The sequence below is a fragment of the Rhodovulum steppense genome, from assembly GCF_004339675.1.
Classification (GTDB): domain Bacteria; phylum Pseudomonadota; class Alphaproteobacteria; order Rhodobacterales; family Rhodobacteraceae; genus Rhodovulum; species Rhodovulum steppense.
Map to the genome: position 1 here is coordinate 32530 of NZ_SLVM01000002.1, position 17160 is coordinate 49689.

Here is a 17160-nt window from a genome sequence, read left to right on the forward strand (position 1 = left end):
CGTCCTTGCCCAAAGGGGTTCCAGCAATCGCGCGCGCCGTCAAGACCGCGACGCACCAAGATGGGCCAGCCGGATCAGGCAACGTTCCATCACCGCCATCTGCGGCGCGCGGCTGGATGACCGCAATTGCAGATCGGTGTCGATCAGGAGGCCCAGACCCTGTTCCAACCGCCGCACGCCCCAGCCCTGCGCCTGACGCACCATGCGGTCGCGCGCCTTGAAATGCACCGGCGGGCGGGCGCGCGCGATGCCTTGGGCTGCACCACCCGGGTCCGAAGCGGCGGCGTGCAGCGCACGGAAATGGCGGGTCGCGGCAATGCACAGCGTCACCGGCCCCACCCCCTGCGCTTCGAGTCGGCGCAGCATCGGGGCGATCTGGTTGCCCTTCGCCTCGGCCACCAGATGGATCAGCGCATCGGCATCCGCCTCGGTCGAGCGGGGGGCGCAGGTGGCCACGTCGTCGGCCGTGGCGGGGGCAGAATCGCCCAGCTTGTAAAGCGCAAGCTTTTCCACCGTCTGGCGGAAATCGCCCGGATCGAGCGCCCCGGCAAGGTCGGTCAGCGCCCCCATCGCGGCGCGGTCAAGCCCCGACAGGCCCGCGGCGGCCAGCATCGCCTCGATCTCGTCCCGGCCCGGGGGATCGTCGTAAATGCCGATGGCAATGGCGGTGCGGTGCCCCTCGAACAGCTTGCGCAGCGCCGAGCGCGGGGTGAGTTGCCGTGCCGTCACCACCAACTGCGCATCGCCCGGCTGCCAGTCGGCCAGCGCCGCCTGAAGGGTATCGGCCAGGGTATCGGTCGCCTCGTCGATGAACACCACGCGCGGGCCGGGAAAGAAACCGCGCGCCTTGAGCGCATCGCCCAGCGTAGCGGGATCGCCGCGCAGATCGCCCGGGGAAAGCCGGGTCAGGCGCATTTCCTCCTCGGCGCCGGGGCCCAGCAGCCGGGCGATCACCTCCTGCCGCTTGAGCGCCACGCGCATCGGGTCGCCACCATAAAGCAACAGCCCCGCGCCGTCGGTATCGGGCCGGGCGAAATAGCGCGCGGCCTCGCGGGGCGAGAGCTTCATCGCGCCCGGCCGGGGGCGGTGGCGATCAGCCGCGTCACAAGCTGGTCGGCCAGCATCACCATCAGCCGCCGTTCCGCGTCGCGCTCGGCGGCAAGGGTCGCCACCGTGCTGCCGGTCGCGGAATAGGCGGAAAAGGCCGTCACGCTGCCGGACTGCACAAGGCGGCCGGTCGCGATCTGGTACAGTTCGAAGGCCAGATCGCCCTCGATCGTGTAGCGCGTGGTTTCCTGCGCGCCGGTGATTCCCAGCGCCTTGCGGCTTGTGCCGATGCGATAGCCCAGCCGGTAGACCGGCGCATCCGCCCGGCCCAGCCGATCCTCAAGCCGTTCGACCAGCGCAAAGGCGTTGCGCGTGTCGGGCGGGTTGATCGCGATGCCGCCGCGCAGATCGCCGGCCACGCCGTCCGGCCCATGGGCGGGCCGAAACCCGCAGCCGCCCAGCGCCAGCGCGGCAAGACCAAGGACAAGGGTGCGGCGGTCAGACGACGACATTGACGATGCGGCCCGGCACGACGATCAGCTTTTTCGGGGCGCCGCCATCCAGCGCCTTGCGCACAGCATCGTCGGCCAGCACCAGCTTTTCAACCTCGGCGGCGTCCATGTCCCGCGGCACGGCGATTTCCGAGCGCCGCTTGCCGTTGATCTGGATCGGCAGAGTGACGGTATCCTCGACCAGCAGGGCGGGGTCGGGTTTGGGCCAGGGGGCGCGGGCGATCAGGCCCTGACCGCCCAGCATGGCCCAGATATCCTCGGCCAGATGCGGGGTCATCGGCGCCATGAGCTGCGCCATGACCATCGCCGCCTCGCGCCGCGCAGGCAGCGAGGCCGCCGATTTCGCCAGCGTGTTGGTGAAGGCATAGAGCTTCGCGACCGAGCTGTTGAAGCCGAAGCTTTCGATGCCCATCGTCACGTCATGGATCGTCTTGTGCAGCGCGCGGCGCAGGGTCAGGTCGTCTTCCCCGCCCGGTGCAGCGCCCTCGCCCTCGGATTCGTAGGCGGCGATTCCACCCCCCTGATCCATTTCCTCGGCGATGCCGTTCGCGATGCGCCAGACCCGGCCCAGATGCCGGTGCGCCGCCTCGGCGCCCGCGGATGTCCATTCCACGTCACGCTCGGGCGGGCTGTCGGACAGCACGAACCAGCGCGCGGTATCGGCACCGAACGACTCGATGATGTTGACCGGGTCGACGACGTTCTTCTTGGATTTCGACATCTTGGCCGAGGGGATGATTTCCACCGCCTCGCCCGTGGCTTTGAGCTTGCCGCCCTCGACATCCTCGGGCAGGTGATAGACCGGCCGTCCCGCGGCGTCGCGGGTCTGGTAGATCTCGTGCGTCACCATGCCTTGGGTGAACAGCGCGTCGAAGGGCTCGCGCGCCTTTTCGGGCAGGTGGCCGGTGATCTGCATCGCGCGCGCGAAGAACCGGGAATAGAGCAGGTGCAGGATCGCGTGTTCGATGCCGCCGATATACTGGTCGACATTCATCCAGTACTCGGCCTCGGCCAGATCGGTCGGCGTGGCCGCATGGGGCGCGGTGAAGCGGGCGTAGTACCAGGAGGAATCCACGAAGGTATCCATCGTGTCGGTCTCGCGCCGCGCCGCCTGGCCGCATTTCGGGCAGGTGCAGTTGCGCCAGGTGGGGTGGCGGTCCAGCGGGTTGCCGGGGATCGAGAAGTCGATCGGCGTGCCGTCCTCGTCATAGGGCAGCTCGATCGGCAGGTTTTCCTTGGCCTCGGGCACCACGCCGCAATCGGGGCAATGGACCACCGGAATCGGACAGCCCCAATAGCGTTGCCGCGACAGGCCCCAGTCGCGCAGGCGGAACTTGGTCACGCCATGGCCGACGCCGTTCTCCTCGCAGAACCGAATCGCGGCGTCGACGGCCTGTTCGCCGGTCGCGACCTCGTCCCAGGCAAAGGCCCGCACCCAGCGCACAGGTTCGGTCTTGGGCGGCACGAAGGCCACGTCGCCCACCGGCTCGCCGCCATCAAGCGCCACGAAGGTATCGGTCACCGGCAACCCGTATTTCCGCGCGAAATCCAGGTCGCGCTGGTCATGCGCGGGGCAGCCGAAGATCGCGCCGGTACCGTAATCCATCAGGATGAAATTGGCGATGTAGACCGGCAATTCCCATGCCGTGTCAAAGGGATGGCGCACCTTCAGCCCGGTGTCGAAGCCGCGTTTCTCGGCCTTTTCCAGTTCTTCCTCGCTGGTGCCCATCCGGCGGCATTCGGCGCAGAACTCGGCCACGTCGGGCCGGTGGCGTTCCAGCGCGCGGGCCAGCGGGTGGTCGGGCGAAATGCCGAGGAAACTTGCCCCCATCAGCGTGTCGGGGCGGGTGGTGTAGACCTCGATCCGGTCGAACCCCTCGGGCGCGTCCACGGTCGAGAAGGCCATCTGCAACCCGCGGCTCTTGCCGATCCAGTTGCGCTGCATCAGCTTGACCTTCTCGGGCCAGTTCTCCAGCCCGTCCAGCGCCTCAAGCAATTCGTCGGCGAAATCCGAGATGCGGAAGAACCATTGCGTCAGGTCGCGCCGCTCGACCGGGGCACCCGACCGCCAGCCCTTGCCCTCGATCACCTGCTCGTTGGCCAGAACCGTCATGTCCACCGGGTCCCAGTTCACGGTGGCGTTCTTGCGATAGACCAGCCCCGCCGCCAGCATGTCCAGGAACATCGCCTGTTGCTGGCCGTAATAGTCCGGGTCGCAGGTGGCGAACTCGCGCGACCAGTCGATGGACAGGCCCAGCGGCTTCATCTGCGCGCGCATGTCGGCGATGTTGCCATAGGTCCAGTCCTTGGGATGGCCGCCGCGTTCCATCGCCGCGTTTTCCGCGGGCATCCCGAAGGCGTCCCAGCCCATCGGGTGCAACACGCTGAATCCGCAGGACGATTTGAACCGCGCCACCACGTCGCCCATCGTGTAGTTGCGCACATGCCCCATATGGATGCGCCCCGAGGGGTAGGGGAACATTTCCAGCACATAGTATTTCGGCCGGGCCGGGTCGTGACAGGCGCGGAACGTGGCGTCGGCCTCCCATGCGTCCTGCCATTTCCGCTCGATCTCGGCCGGGGTGTAGCGCGCCATGTCAGCAATCCTCAGTCAAACGCCGGGCGCGGGTGGCCCGGCGTCGTGCATAATCGGCGCCGCGCGGGGCGTCCAGTGGGGCGTCAGAGCTTGCTGTCGCGGATGCGGATCTGGCGGGCGCGGGTCAGGATCGCGTCCTCGACCGCGCGCACGGTGGCGCCATCGACCGCGCCCGACTGGCTGTGCAGCGACACCTTGAGCGAGCGTGCGTCCAGCGCCGGATCCTGCACATAGACGGTCGCGCGATAGGCCCGACCGCCGCCGGGCGGCGTGCCGTAACCCGTGACGATCACGCCCGAAAACGGATCGACAGACCGAATCGGCAGGAAGTTCAGCACCTCCAGCGAGGCTTGCCAGAGATACTTGTTCACCTCGACCGTGGTGTTCGGGTCGTCGGCATTGCCGAACAGGTCGAAGATCGAGCCGCGCTCCTGGCGTTCGCGCCGAATCTCGGCCGCGGGCGTGTTCTCGAACTGCCGCGCGATATTGGCCTCGCGCGCCTCGATCCGGGCGGCGTCCTGTTCGGGGGACGGGGCGCTGCGGCCGAACAGCCCGCCGCCACAGCCGGCCAGTCCGACAGCCATCGTCCCGATCAGTGCCCCGCGCGCGATGCGGTGGAAGGTCATGCCTGCGCCCTCGTTGTCCTTCGCCGGTCTTTACCGGAGCGGGTCGGGGCGGACAAGGTTTTTCCCTTGCGCCACGTCCGCTTGGGCGCGGGGGGTGTGTGGCTTTGCTGCATCAATCGGGGGCAGCGTTCCGGGGGGCTGGCGGTGTTCCTTGCATTTGAGGGGGGCAAGAGCGAAACCCGGAACATACTCAGATCGGATGCTCCGGCCTGAGGTGCATCTTTAATCGAATGAGGGAAAACCATGAAAAAGGTTCTCTTCGCGACCACTGCGCTGGTTGCTTCGGCCGGCTTCGCTGCCGCCGAGATCACGTTCTCGGGCTACGGGGAAATGGGTGTCGTGGGCGGCGGTGACAACAGCACCGGTTTCAGCGGCGGCGAAACCCAGTTCCACAACGACCTGATGCTGAAATTCTCGGCCACGACCGAGACCGACATGGGCATCACCGTCGGCGTCAGCACCGAGATCCAGAAAGCCGAAGGCGAAGCCAACGGCAACTTCGCGGCCGACAACACCGCGATGTTCATCTCGGGCGCGTTCGGCACCCTGACGATGGGCGAAATCGACGGCGCGATGGACTTCCGCCTGACCGAGAACATCGGCAACCCCGGCACCATCGGTGACGACGAAACCATCCACGCCGGTTACCTGGGTGGCTATGGCGACGGTGCCTATGACAACCAGATCCTGCGCTACGATTACAATTTCGGCGATTTCGGCTTCTCGGCGTCGATGGAGCTGGACGACACCGGCGCGCTGGATGACGGCTATGCCCTGGGCGTCAGCTACAAGACCTCGATGACCGGCGTCGATATCGGCCTGGGCCTTGCCTACCAGACCTTCGAGCAGGACGGCACCTACCTGCCCGGCAACATCGGCAACTTCACCGTCGCGACCCCGTTTGCCGCTGGCGATGTCGATGTCTGGGGCGTTTCGGCGACCGCCGACTTCCAGAACGGCTTCGTCGCCGGTCTGGCCTATTCGGACTGGAACTTCCCGGGTGCGGTCGACGCCGACCACATCGGCCTGTCGATGGGCTACTCGATCAACGCCTGGTCGTTCGGCGTCAACTGGGGTCAGTTTGACGTTGACACCGTTGGCAAGATCAAGGGCTACGGCCTGGCGGTCGCCTATGACCTGGGCGGCGGTGCCTCGGTCCATCTCGGCTATGGCGACTCCGACGGCCCGACCGGCGTGATCGCCGACGACGTCGAGACCTGGTCGTTCGGCGTGGCGATGTCGTTCTAAGCCTTACCGGCTTGTCGATAGGGGAAGAGCGGGCCTTGTGCCCGCTCTTTTTCGTTGCGGGGCACGGGTTCGACAAGTGCCGCCGCCCATGCTAGGTCCGGCACCGAAGCCTTGTGACCCGGTGCCCATGCAGCCCCCCGACCCCGCCCAGATCGCCCGACTGTACCGAGAGGCCCTTGCCCGGCAATCCGCAGGCGATCTTGACGGCGCCGAGGCGCGGCTGCGCGACGTGCTGGCCGCCCGCCCGCGTCAGGCCGAGGCGCTGTTCCAGATGGGCCGGATCGCCATGACCCGCGGCGCCCCGAAACGCGCCGCCCAGCATTTCGAACGCGCCGCCGAGGCCCAACCGGCCGAGCCCGCGATCTGGCTGGCCTGGGCGCAGGCGCTGGCCGCGCTGGCCGACCGCACCCGCATCCGCAGCTTTCAGCGCAAGGCCAAGGCGGCACGCCTGCCCGCCCCGGTCCTTGCCCGCCTGCAAGAGGCGTTGGCGCCCCCGGCGGCGACGCCCGCCCAAACGCTGGATGCGCTGCGCCGCGCCGCACAGGCCCTGCCCGACGCGGCCGAACCGCAGGTCCGGCTGGGTCAGGCCCTGCTGCGCGCCAAGGATTTCGCCGCCGCCGCCGACGTGTTTGGCCGGGCCATCGCGCTGGGCGACAACCGCGCCGAAACCCACACCGCGCATGCCCGCGCGCTGGACGGATCGGGCCAGACCGAGGCCGCGCTTGCCGCCCATGACCGCGCCGTTTCCGCCGCCCCCGACCGCCCCGAAACCCATGGCCGCCGCGCGATCCTGCTGCAACAGATGGGCCGCTTCGACGAGGCCGATGCAGGCTTTCGCCGCGCCATCGCGCTGAACCCCCGGGATGGCGAGCCCTACCGGCTGATGGTCAAGGGCCGCAAGCTGGCGCCCGACGATCCGCTGATCGCGGAAATGGAAACGCTCTGGGCGCGGCCGGACCTGAGCGATCACAGCCGGATGAACCTGGGCTTTGCACTTGCCAAGGCGATGGAGGACATCCGCCGCGACGACCGCATCTTTGGCTATCTGCACAAGGCCAACGCGCTGATGCGCAAGCTTTACCCCTATGACATCGCCGAACGCCGGGCCGAGATCGACGCGGTGAGGACCGCCTTTGCCGATACCGATTTCACCGCCCGCCGCGTGCCGGGCACGTCGGGTTACGCCCCGGTCTTCGTCACCGGCATGCCGCGATCGGGCACGACACTGGTGGAACAGATCATCGCCAGCCATTCGCGCGTGACCGGCGGCGGCGAACTGGGCTTCGTCATGCCCGAGGCAATGCGGTTGCTATCGGACGGGGCGGGCGGGCTGCGGCCCGTTTCGGCGCTGTCGGACGAGGAAATCGCCGGGTTCGGCCATGCCATCGAGGCGCATTTCCGCATGCGCCTGCCGGGTGCCGACATCGTCACCGACAAGTCGATCCAGACCTATATGGTCGCCGGTCTGGTGCGGCTGGCGCTGCCCGATGCGCGTATCGTGGTGGTGCATCGCGACCCGCGCGACACCTGCCTGTCGATCTACAAGAACATCTTTGCCGAGGGCACGCATCGCTATGCCTATGACCTGCGCGACCTCGGCCTTTACACCCGGATGTTCCTGGAACTGGTCGATTTCTGGCGCGACAGGCTGCCCGGCGGCTTTCACGAAATCCGCTACGAGGACCTGATCGCCGACCCCGAACCCCAGGCCCGCGCCCTGATCGCCGCCGCCGGGCTTGACTGGGAAGACGGCTGTCTGGATTTCCACAAGACCGAGCGGCGGGTCTCGACGCTCAGCCTGCATCAGGTGCGCCAGCCGATCTATGCCTCGTCGCTGAAGGGCTGGCAGCGGCACGCGGACGAGCTTGCCCCGCTGATCGAGGCGCTGGGCGATGCGATCGAGCAAGGGGGAACGGAATGAGCCTGGACGAGATACGGCAGAGGGTGGCACGGGCCGAGGCAGAGACCGGGCGCGCGCCGGGGGCGGTGACGCTGATCGCGGTGTCCAAGGTGCAGCCGCTCGACCGGGTCGAGGCGGTGCTGGCGGCCGGTCAGCGCGTTTTCGGCGAGAACCGCGTGCAGGAGGCGGCGGGCAAATGGCCCGCGCTGATGGACCGTTTCGCAGGCGTCGAACTGCACCTGATCGGCCCGCTGCAAAGCAACAAGACCCGGCAGGTAGTCGAACTGTTCGACGCGATCCATTCGGTCGACCGGATCAAGCTGGCCCGGCGCCTGGCCGAGCACGCGCAGGAACGCGGCGCCTGCCCGGACCTGTTCCTTCAGGTGAACACGGGCGAGGAGCCGCAGAAGGCGGGCGTTCTGCCCGGCGAGGCAGATGGTTTCATCGCGGAATGCCGCGCGCTGGATCTGCCGGTGCGGGGGCTGATGTGCATCCCGCCCGTGGACGAGACGCCCGCGCTGCATTTCGCGCTGCTGGCCAAGATCGCGGCGCGCAACGGGCTGTCGGGCCTGTCGATGGGGATGAGCGACGATTTCGAGCAGGCCATCGCCTTCGGCGCGACGCATGTGCGGGTGGGCTCGGCGATCTTTGGCGCGCGCGCCTATGACTGAGGCCGCGCGCCCCTAACGCACGATCAACCGGCTTGCATGGGTCAGCCGTTCGGCGATCCAGCGCAGGTCGTGGCGGGACAGGGCGATGCAGCCCGCCGTCGGATGCCTTGGCTTGCGCCACTGGTGCAGGAAGATCGCCGAGCCGCGCCCGCGTTCGGCGAAGGGCCAGTTCCAGTCGGTGACCAGAACCAGATCGTAGAGCGGATCGGCCCGGCGCAGCCTTTCATGGTTGTGGGGATAGGGCGCGCGAACCATGAGGTTGTAATCCTCGTGCCCGGGATCGTCCGACCACAGGTCAGACGGGCCGATGGGCACAGCCCACGCCGCGGGCCGCGCGATCCGGTCGGGGCGGTAGAGCATCCCGACGATTCGGTGGATGCCCCGGGGGGTTGCGCCATCCCCCTCGCGCTTGTCGCTAGTGATGCCGCCGCGCCCGATGGAACGGGGAAAGTTTCGCCCGGCAAAGCGCAGATGGGTGGGGGTCAGGACAAGGTCGGTTGCACGCATCATGGGCAGACTGGCGCAAGAGGGCGGTTTGGGGAAGGGGTCTTGCGGTCGATCAAGCCCCGGTCGCGCAGATCATGTTACCCTTGCCGCCGGGTGGGTCGCCCGGCCTGCCCCGGTGCAACCATGACACGGAGGTTCGAGATGGAAACGGCCAAGGTGATGGAATACGCCCGCTCGCTCCTGGCAGCCCATGGCGACAAGGCGCAGGCCGAGGCGGCGCAGAAGGCCGCCGCGCATGAGGCGGCTGGCGAGGATGCGGATGCCGAAACCTGGCGCGCCATCGAATCGGCGATCCGCCAGATGCGCCCGCCGCATCAGGGCTGAGCCCGCGCTGCGCTACAGAAGGTGCCCGGACTTCTCGGCCTTGGTCGCAAGGTAGCGGGCATTCTCGGCCGTGTGCCCGACCTTGAGCGGCACGCGGCCGACGACATCTATGCCGTTCGCGCGCATCATCTCGATCTTGGCGGGGTTGTTGGTCATCAGCCGGACGGCGGAAAAGCCCATCTCGCGCAGGATCGCCGCACCCAGACGGAAATCGCGCTCGTCATCCTCGAAGCCGAGCCGGTGGTTCGCCTCGACCGTGTCAAAGCCCTGATCCTGAAGCGAATAGGCGCGCATCTTGTTAGCAAGCCCGATGCCACGCCCCTCCTGGTTCAGGTAAAGCAGCACGCCCGCCCCCTCGGCCCCCATCTGCGCCAGCGCGGCGTTCAGTTGTGCGCCGCAATCGCATTTCAGGCTGCCCAGCAGATCGCCGGTGAAACAGGCCGAATGCAGCCGCGCCAGCACCGGCGCACCGCGCGCGGGGGTGCCGATCTCGACCGCGTAATGTTCCTCGCTGCCATCGGCGGGGCGGAAGACATGCAGCCTTGTGGAGCTGGACACCGCCAGCGGCACGCGGGCCGAGACAACCTCGGCAAGGTGCGTTTCGTCGACCAGCGCCGCCGCAGCCTCGGCCAGAGTGACAAGGGTCAGGCCCTGCGCCGAGGCCAGCCCTGCGGGATCGGCGATCCCGACCGCCAGCACCGCGGGCAGGAGGCGTGCGGATTTCGCAAGCCCGATCGCCGCGCGATGGGGCGCCGCATCGCCGTCCCGCAGCGAGACGAACGGCCCGAGCAGCGGGTTCTGCAGATCGTCCGCCGGGTCGGCCACCGCCTGCACCCAGCCCGGTCCGACATCGGCGGGCAGGCGCAGCCGGGCGATGTCGCCATCATAGGGCCGCGCCTTGAGCGTTGCCGCCCGCCGCGCAGTGATCGCCAGCACCGCGTCGCCCAGCCCGCGCAAGGCCGCCAGCCTTTCGGGCGTCAGCGTCTCGGCCGCGGCGATCACGAGCCCGCCCACCACCACCGGCACCCCCATGCGCAGATCGCCGCGGGCACGCGCGATGCGTTCGGTGCTGTCGGGGCCAAGGGGCATGGGCGATCCTTTCCTGCGCGTCTGTAGCGCCAAAGCCGACAGATATGAAACAAATCCCTTCCCCGCCACACGCTTGCGTGAGCACCCTGTTGCAAAACTTGTGACCGCGCGCCCTGTGCACATCTGAGCGGCAAGGCGACAGAGGAGGCAGAGACATGAGCAACCTTAAGAAAATCCTGTTGGTCGACGATGACGAGGATCTGCGCGAGGCGCTGAGCGAACAGTTGGTGATGACCGAGGATTTCGACGTGTTCGAGGCGGGCAGCGGTCACGAGGCGATGGAAAAGGCCAAGGCCGCGATCTACGACCTGGTGATCCTGGATGTCGGCCTGCCCGATACCGACGGGCGCGAATTGTGCCGTCTGATGCGCAAGCAGAATGTCAAATGCCCCATCATCATGCTGACGGGGCATGACAGCGATGCCGACACGATCCTGGGCCTTGATGCGGGGGCGAACGACTATGTGACCAAGCCGTTCAAGTTCCCCGTCCTGCTGGCGCGCATCCGCGCGCAACTGCGCCAGCACGAGCAGTCCGAGGACGCGATCTTCCAGCTTGGTCCCTACACGTTCAAACCGGCGATGAAGATGCTGATCACCGAGGACGAGCGCAAGATCCGGCTGACCGAGAAGGAGACCAACATCCTCAAGTTCCTGTATCGGGCCTCCGAGGGCGTGGTGGCGCGCGATGTGCTGCTGCACGAGGTCTGGGGCTACAATGCGGGTGTCACCACGCATACGCTTGAGACACATATCTACCGGCTGCGCCAGAAGATCGAGCCTGATCCCTCGAACGCGCGGCTTCTGGTGACCGAGTCGGGGGGCTATAGGCTGGTCGCTTGAGCGGTGGCGAGGGGTTTCGGCTCGCGATGCGAGCCGACCGGCCGGGGGCGCTGCCCCCGGACTCCCGGGATATTTCCGGCCAGAAGAAGGGATGGGGCGGGGGCTGTGCCTTGAGGCTTGCGGGGCGGCGGCCTAGGGTGGCCCGGCTTGTCACGGGACAGAAAGAGAGACGCACGGATGCCCTTCACGCTGGCCACCTGGAACATCAACTCGATCCGGCTGCGCGAGGGGCTGGTGAAACGGCTGCTGACCGAAGAGGCGCCCGACATCCTTTGCCTGCAGGAGTGCAAGAGCCCGGTCGAGAAGATGCCGCTGGCCACGTTCCGGGACCTGGGCTACGGCCATGTCGTGGCCCGCGGGCAGAAGGGCTATAACGGCGTCGCGATCCTGTCGAAGCTGCCGCTGGAAGATGCGGGCGAGATGGATTTCGCGGGGCTCGGCCATGCCCGCCATGTGGCCGCGCGGCTGGAAAGCGGGGTCACGATCCACAATGTCTATGTGCCGGCGGGTGGCGATGTGCCGGACCGCGCGGTGAACGAGAAGTTCGGCCAGAAGCTCGACTATGTCGCGGAGATGCGCGACTGGTTCCGCGACAATCGGCCGGATCGTGCGATCCTGGTGGGCGACCTGAACATCGCGCCGCGCGAGGATGACGTCTGGTCGCACAGGCAGCTTCTTAAGGTGGTCAGCCACACGCCGGTCGAGGTCGACCATCTGGGCCAGGCGCAGGAGGCGGGCGGCTGGGTTGATGTCACCCGCGCCGACATCCCCGAGGGCAAGCTGTATTCCTGGTGGTCCTACCGCGCCCGCGACTGGGATGCCGCCGACAAGGGTCGGCGGCTGGATCACGTCTGGGCCTCGTCCGACATCGCGGGCGCTGCGCATGGCAGCCGCATCCTGCGGGCCGTGCGCGGCTGGGAGCAGCCGTCGGACCACGCGCCGGTGCTGGCCAGCTTCGATCTGTAGGAGTTCGCCCTTGGGTTTTTCCCCCGGACGCTCATATAAGGCGCGAAACCGATGAAACGCGGAGATGACGACATGCTTGAACTTGGCGGCAATGCGCGCGGTGCCGGGCCGCAGGACGACCTGATCAAGGACATCTCGGAAATGACCTTCCTGCAGGATGTCATCGAGGCTTCGCGCGAGGTGCCCGTCATCGTTGATTTCTGGGCGCCCTGGTGCGGGCCGTGCAAGACGCTGGGTCCCATGCTGGAAGCGGCGGTGACCGAAGCGGGCGGCAAGGTGCGCATGGTCAAGATGAATGTCGACGAGAACCAGCAGATCGCCGCCCAGCTGCGCATCCAGTCGATCCCGACGGTCTATGCCTTCTTTCAGGGTCAGCCGCTGGACGGGTTCCAGGGCGCGTTGCCGCAATCCGAGATCCGGGCCTTCGTGCAGCGGGTCGCCGCGGTGGCGGGGGATGGGGGGCTGTCCGAGGCGGTGGAGGCGGCCGAGCTGATGCTGGCGGAGGGGGCGGTGGTGGATGCCGCGCAGACCTTTGCCGCCGTTCTCGGCGAGGATCCCGGGCACGCGGCGGCCTATGGCGGGCTGGTCCGGGCGCATCTGGCGCTGAAGGAGACCGAGCAGGCCGAAGCCCTGCTGGCCGCGGTTCCCCCCGAGATCGCCGGCAGCCCCGAGATCGAGGCGGCGCGCGCGCAGTTGGCGCTGGCCCGGCAGGCGGCCGAGGCAGGGCCGGTGGCCGATCTGCGCGCCGCGGTCGAGCATGATCCCGACGACCACCAGGCGCGGTTCGATCTGGCCAAGGCGCTGCATGCCGCGGGCCAGGTCGAGGAAGCGGTCGATGAATTGCTGGAACTTTTCCGGCGCGATCGCGAGTGGAACGAGGGGGCGGCCAAGACCCAGCTTTTCATCATCTTCGACGCGCTGAAGCCGCAGGATCCGATTGTCCTCAGGGGACGGCGGAAACTGTCCTCGATGATATTTGCCTGACCGGTGTCGCGGCCTAGCTTGCCGGGTATGTTTTCCGCGGCCGATCTTCCCGACACGATCCCCGTCTTCCCGCTTCCCGGGGCGCTTCTGCTGCCTCGGGCACGGCTTCCCCTGCACATCTTCGAGCCGCGCTATCTGGCGATGCTGGACGACACGCTGAAGACGCCGCACCGGCTGATCGGCATGATCCAGCCGCGCGAGGTGCCCGGCGGGGGCGAGCGCAGGCTGCATGCCATCGGCTGTGCGGGCCGTGTCACCGCGTTCTCGGAAACCGAGGACGGGCGCTACATGATCACGCTGTCGGGCATCTCGCGCTACCGGATCACGCGCGAGCAGCCGGGATTCACGCCCTATCTGCGGGCGGATGTGTCCTGGGACGGGTTCGCGCGCGATCTTGGCCCGGGCGAGGACGATACCCGATTCGACCGGACGAAGTTCATGGCTCTCCTGAAGCGTTTCTTTTCCAGCCGGGGTCTTGCCACCGACTGGGACAGTCTGAAGGAAGCCGAGGACGAATTGTTGATCAACTCGCTGTCGATGCTCTGTCCCTTTGCGCCCGAGGACAGGCAGGCCCTGCTTGAGGCGCCCTCGCTGACGACCCGGCGCGAGACGCTGGTCACCCTGATCGAATTCGCGCTGCGCAGCGGCACGGACGAGGAGACGATGCAATGACCGAGACGTTCCATGCCGACCGAAGGATGCTCGAGTCGCTGGTCTGTCCGGTGACGCATGCGCCGCTGGCCTATGATGCCGAGCGGCGGGAATTGGTGTCGCGGGCCGCGGGCCTGGCCTTTCCGATCCGGGGCGGCATCCCGATCATGCTGGTGGACGAGGCGCGTCGTCTGGATTGAGCGCGCCTGTCAGCGTCGACAGCGCGCCAGTTGCCCGCGATAGAGATCGGCGCGGTTCGACACCCGGTCGGCGACCTTGATAAGCCAGGGCTTGGCCATGTAGCTCTGCCTTGCAAAGCCCGCCTGTCCCTCGTGATAGGCCAGGTACTGGTTGCGCGCGTCGTGCAGCGGGATACCCAGCATGTCGCGGCTCCGGGTCATGTACCAGCCCATGAAATCGGTCGCGTCATTGATCCTGTCGCGCCTGGCCCCGCGCTTGCCGGTCGCGCGGACATAGTCGTCCCAGGTTCCGTCGATGGCCTGGGCATAGCCATAGGCCGAACTTTGTCGGCCCATCGGGATGATGCCCAGAACGTATTGGTGCGGGGTGCGGGCATCGCCCACAAACTTGCTTTCCTGGTGCATCACCGCCATCTGGACATGGACGGGAACGCCCCAGCGCCGTTCGGCGCGCTCCATCGCGCGGACATAGTTCGGACGCTCGCGGGCGATTCCGCACGCATTGTCCAGCTCGCGCGGGGGCGAATACCCACCGCCGCAGCCTGCAAGCGCAAGAATGACCACCACGAGAAGGACTCTGCTCATCTGCCCCAGCCTCGTTATCTTTATTGTTGTGGTGACCATATGCGAAATCGCGCGGCGGGAAAACGCCCATCCGGCAGGTCCGGATCAGAAAAGCGCGAGGTGGCACCGGTTCGCGCAGTGCAGGGGGCACTGTGGGGTTGGGCATCACAATCTGTTTCCATGCGCCGCGTGCTGTCGCATGGACTCTGTCCGCGTTGCGGCAGTATTGTGGCCTCATGGGGGTTGGATGATGATGCGAACGACACGCGCGAAATACGGTCTTGGTCAGGTGGTGCGGCATCGCAAGCACCCCTTTCGGGGCGTGGTGTTCGATGTCGATGCGATGTTCTCGAACACCGACGAATGGTACGAAGCAATCCCCGAGGAAAGTCGGCCCGCGAAGGACCAGCCCTTCTACCACCTGCTGGCCGAGAACGACCACAGCTATTACGTCGCCTATGTGTCGGAGCAAAATCTGGTGCCCGACGACACCGGCGAGCCGATCGACCATCCCGACCTTGCCGATCTGTTCGGCGAGTTCGAGGATGGCCATTACCCGCTGCAATTCCAGCTGAACTGAGGAGGCGCCGGGCCTAGTAGCCCAGCGCGCAGCCATCCTTGCGCGGGTCGGACGCGCCTTGCAGCACGCCCGATTCCTCGTCGATCAGGATCGCCTGGGCGCCGCCGATGGGAATATCGGGGATCACTACCTCGTGGCCCAGCGCGGCCAGCTCCGCCCGCACCGCATCCGGATACCCCCGCTCGACCTGCATCTGGCCTGCATCGGTGAAACTGCGCGGCGCGTCGATGGCCTCTTGCGGTTGCATGCCGAAATCGACCACGTTGGTCAGGAACCGCGCATGTCCGTTCGCCTGATAGGCCCCGCCCATCACGCCGAAGGGCATCATCAGCTTGTCGTTCTTCCTCAGCATCGCCGGGATGATCGTGTGCATCGGCCGTTTGCCGCCCGCGGCCTCGTTCGGGTGGCCCTCGGCCAGCGTGAAGCCCGCGCCTCGGTTCTGGAAATTGATGCCGAACTTCGTCGAGGCCAGCCCCGAGCCGAAGGCGTGAAACACCGAGTAGATCAGCGAAACCGCCATCCGGTCGCGGTCGACCACCGTTAGATAGACCGTGTCCTTGTGCACCGACTCTGCCAGCGCCGCGGGGCTTTGCATCGCCCGGCCCGGGTCGATCAGCGCCGCCAGCCGCGCGGCCGTGTCGGGCGCCAGCATGTGGTCCAGCCGGGTCATGTGCGCGGGATCGGCGATGAAGCGGTTGCGCGCATCATAGGCAAGCTTCGCCGCCTCGGCCTCGACATGGGCGCGCTGGGCGCCCAGCGGATCCATCGCAGGCAGGTCGAAATGCGACAGGATGTTCGCCATCAGGATCGCGGTCGCGCCCTGTCCGTTGGGCGGATGCTCGACCAGTTCGATGCCCTTGTAGGTGCCGCTGACCGGTTCGGTCCAGTCGCAGGCGGTGGCGGCGAAATCGTCCAGCGTATGCGTGCCGCCCAGCGCGCGCAACGAGGCCACCATATCCTCGGCGACCTCGCCCTCGTAATAGCCCGCGCGCCCGTCCATCGCGATCCGGCGCAGTACCTCGGCCTGCATCGGCGCGCGAAAGACCTGACCCGGGCGCGGCGCGGCGCCGTCCAGCAGATAGAACCGGCGGGCATCACCCTGCAGGTTGGACTCGGTGCAGCTCCAGTCCCAGGCGGTGCGCGGCCCCACGGGAACGCCCGCCTCGGCATAGTGGATCGCGGGCGCAAGGCTGGCCTTCAGCCCGGCGCGGCCCCAGTCCTTCGACAGGCGGCAAAAGGCGTCGATCGCACCCGGAACGGTGACGGCGTCGGCGGTATTGGTGGGCATCGCGGCCAGCCCGCGGTCGCGCAGCGCCGCCGCGTCCAGCCCCGCAGGCGCCTGGCCCGACCCGTTCAGGGCGAGGATGCGGTCCTCGCCGGCGGGTTTCAGCAGGACGAAACAGTCGCCGCCGATCCCGGTCATGTGGGGTTCGCAGATGCCCAGCAGGACAGCCCCGGCAATCGCGGCATCAACCGCGTTGCCGCCCGCCTCCAGCATCTGGATCGCGACCTTGGCGGCCAGCGGGTGCGACGTGGCGCAGATACCGTTCATGGCAAAGACGGCCGAGCGGCCCGGAAGCTGGAAATCGCGCATGCTCTCCTCCCTAGCATTTGCCGGGACGTTAGGACGGGCAGGGGGATGAAGCCAACGCGTTTTTCGGGTGGGGAGCGGCCGGAGGCGCGGCGCCGTAAAAGGTGGGGAGCCTGGACGCCACGGTTTGGTTGGACACCGATGAGACGCTGGCAGGGCTGCCATGCGGGGTCGGCATAGCCGGATCTTGTGGCTCGGCCACGCGAAAAAGGGGACGATCTTGCATCCCGGATGGCGACCGGATGATCCGGCCGTCCCTGCT

Annotated in this window: 18 protein-coding genes; 10 read left to right on the forward strand and 8 right to left on the reverse strand. The window is 67.4% G+C overall.

Features of this window, described 5'->3' with window-relative positions; translation table 11 throughout:
• Nucleotides 1-39 precede the first annotated feature (39 nt).
• The 4 genes from holA to EV216_RS01345 all read right to left on the reverse strand — a co-directional run bounded on the left by holA (nt 40) and on the right by EV216_RS01345 (nt 4781).
• Nucleotides 40-1068, reverse strand: coding sequence for a DNA polymerase III subunit delta (gene holA / locus EV216_RS01330; RefSeq protein ID WP_132693257.1), 1029 nt, complete (start codon nt 1066-1068; stop codon nt 40-42).
• Entirely contained in the window at nt 1065-1559 is a 495-nt protein-coding gene (gene lptE / locus EV216_RS01335; RefSeq protein WP_132693258.1) for an LPS assembly lipoprotein LptE, read from the reverse strand. Before lptE ends, holA begins: the two co-directional genes overlap by 4 nt.
• Nucleotides 1546-4155: a leucine--tRNA ligase gene (gene leuS / locus EV216_RS01340; protein WP_132693259.1), complete on the reverse strand. Its 2610-nt coding sequence runs from the start codon at nt 4153-4155 to the stop codon at nt 1546-1548. Before leuS ends, lptE begins: the two co-directional genes overlap by 14 nt.
• A gap of 83 nt (nt 4156-4238) precedes the next feature.
• On the reverse strand, nt 4239-4781 hold the full coding sequence (locus EV216_RS01345) for a DUF3576 domain-containing protein (protein ID WP_132693260.1): 543 nt from the start codon (nt 4779-4781) through the stop codon (nt 4239-4241).
• A gap of 243 nt (nt 4782-5024) precedes the next feature.
• Between EV216_RS01345 and EV216_RS01350 the strand changes: the two genes are divergently transcribed.
• From EV216_RS01350 to EV216_RS01360, 3 genes are all read left to right on the forward strand, one after another.
• Nucleotides 5025-6029 (forward strand): porin, encoded by a 1005-nt coding sequence (locus tag EV216_RS01350; protein ID WP_132693261.1) that lies wholly within the window; start codon nt 5025-5027, stop codon nt 6027-6029.
• Between the two features lie 127 nt (nt 6030-6156).
• A complete protein-coding gene (locus EV216_RS01355) occupies nt 6157-7950 on the forward strand; it encodes a tetratricopeptide repeat-containing sulfotransferase family protein (RefSeq protein WP_243641929.1) in 1794 nt (597 codons plus the stop codon).
• Nucleotides 7947-8600, forward strand: a complete 654-nt coding sequence (locus EV216_RS01360; RefSeq protein WP_132693263.1) for a YggS family pyridoxal phosphate-dependent enzyme — start codon at nt 7947-7949, stop codon at nt 8598-8600. Before EV216_RS01355 ends, EV216_RS01360 begins: the two co-directional genes overlap by 4 nt.
• A 12-nt stretch (nt 8601-8612) precedes the next feature.
• Here EV216_RS01360 and EV216_RS01365 read toward each other — a convergent pair whose 3' ends face one another.
• On the reverse strand, nt 8613-9107 hold the full coding sequence (locus EV216_RS01365) for a L,D-transpeptidase family protein (RefSeq protein ID WP_132693264.1): 495 nt from the start codon (nt 9105-9107) through the stop codon (nt 8613-8615).
• 123 nt (nt 9108-9230) lie between these two features.
• Here EV216_RS01365 and EV216_RS01370 point away from each other — a divergent pair, with 123 nt between their 5' ends.
• Complete coding sequence (locus EV216_RS01370; RefSeq protein ID WP_243641930.1) at nt 9231-9431, forward strand: hypothetical protein; 201 nt, start codon at nt 9231-9233, stop codon at nt 9429-9431.
• A 12-nt stretch (nt 9432-9443) separates the two neighbouring features.
• Here EV216_RS01370 and ribA read toward each other — a convergent pair whose 3' ends face one another.
• The gene (ribA, locus tag EV216_RS01375; RefSeq protein WP_132693265.1) at nt 9444-10520 is read right to left on the reverse strand and encodes a GTP cyclohydrolase II; all 1077 of its coding nucleotides are present in this window, start codon (nt 10518-10520) and stop codon (nt 9444-9446) included.
• A 155-nt stretch (nt 10521-10675) separates the two neighbouring features.
• On the opposite strand from ribA, the gene EV216_RS01380 reads away from it, so the two are divergent.
• The 5 genes from EV216_RS01380 to EV216_RS01400 all read left to right on the forward strand — a co-directional run bounded on the left by EV216_RS01380 (nt 10676) and on the right by EV216_RS01400 (nt 14163).
• On the forward strand, nt 10676-11362 hold the full coding sequence (locus tag EV216_RS01380) for a response regulator transcription factor (protein ID WP_132693266.1): 687 nt from the start codon (nt 10676-10678) through the stop codon (nt 11360-11362).
• A gap of 177 nt (nt 11363-11539) precedes the next feature.
• The gene (locus EV216_RS01385) at nt 11540-12328 is read left to right on the forward strand and encodes an exodeoxyribonuclease III (RefSeq protein ID WP_132693267.1); all 789 of its coding nucleotides are present in this window, start codon (nt 11540-11542) and stop codon (nt 12326-12328) included.
• Between the two features lie 72 nt (nt 12329-12400).
• Nucleotides 12401-13312: a thioredoxin gene (trxA, locus tag EV216_RS01390; RefSeq protein WP_132693425.1), complete on the forward strand. Its 912-nt coding sequence runs from the start codon at nt 12401-12403 to the stop codon at nt 13310-13312.
• Nucleotides 13313-13339: 27 nt separating this feature from the next.
• Nucleotides 13340-13984, forward strand: coding sequence for an LON peptidase substrate-binding domain-containing protein (locus EV216_RS01395; protein WP_132693268.1), 645 nt, complete (start codon nt 13340-13342; stop codon nt 13982-13984).
• Nucleotides 13981-14163 carry a Trm112 family protein gene (locus EV216_RS01400; RefSeq protein WP_132693269.1) on the forward strand — a complete coding sequence of 61 codons (183 nt, stop codon included), beginning with the start codon at nt 13981-13983 and terminating at the stop codon, nt 14161-14163. Before EV216_RS01395 ends, EV216_RS01400 begins: the two co-directional genes overlap by 4 nt.
• 9 nt (nt 14164-14172) lie before the next feature.
• Here the strand turns inward: EV216_RS01400 and EV216_RS01405 are convergent, their stop codons facing one another.
• Nucleotides 14173-14748 carry a transglycosylase SLT domain-containing protein gene (locus tag EV216_RS01405; protein ID WP_132693270.1) on the reverse strand — a complete coding sequence of 192 codons (576 nt, stop codon included), beginning with the start codon at nt 14746-14748 and terminating at the stop codon, nt 14173-14175.
• A 232-nt stretch (nt 14749-14980) separates the two neighbouring features.
• On the opposite strand from EV216_RS01405, the gene hspQ reads away from it, so the two are divergent.
• Nucleotides 14981-15307, forward strand: coding sequence for a heat shock protein HspQ (gene hspQ / locus EV216_RS01410; RefSeq protein WP_132693271.1), 327 nt, complete (start codon nt 14981-14983; stop codon nt 15305-15307).
• A gap of 13 nt (nt 15308-15320) precedes the next feature.
• On the opposite strand, the gene EV216_RS01415 is transcribed toward hspQ, so the two are convergent.
• The gene (locus tag EV216_RS01415; protein ID WP_132693272.1) at nt 15321-16901 is read right to left on the reverse strand and encodes a gamma-glutamyltransferase family protein; all 1581 of its coding nucleotides are present in this window, start codon (nt 16899-16901) and stop codon (nt 15321-15323) included.
• Nucleotides 16902-17160 lie beyond the last annotated feature (259 nt).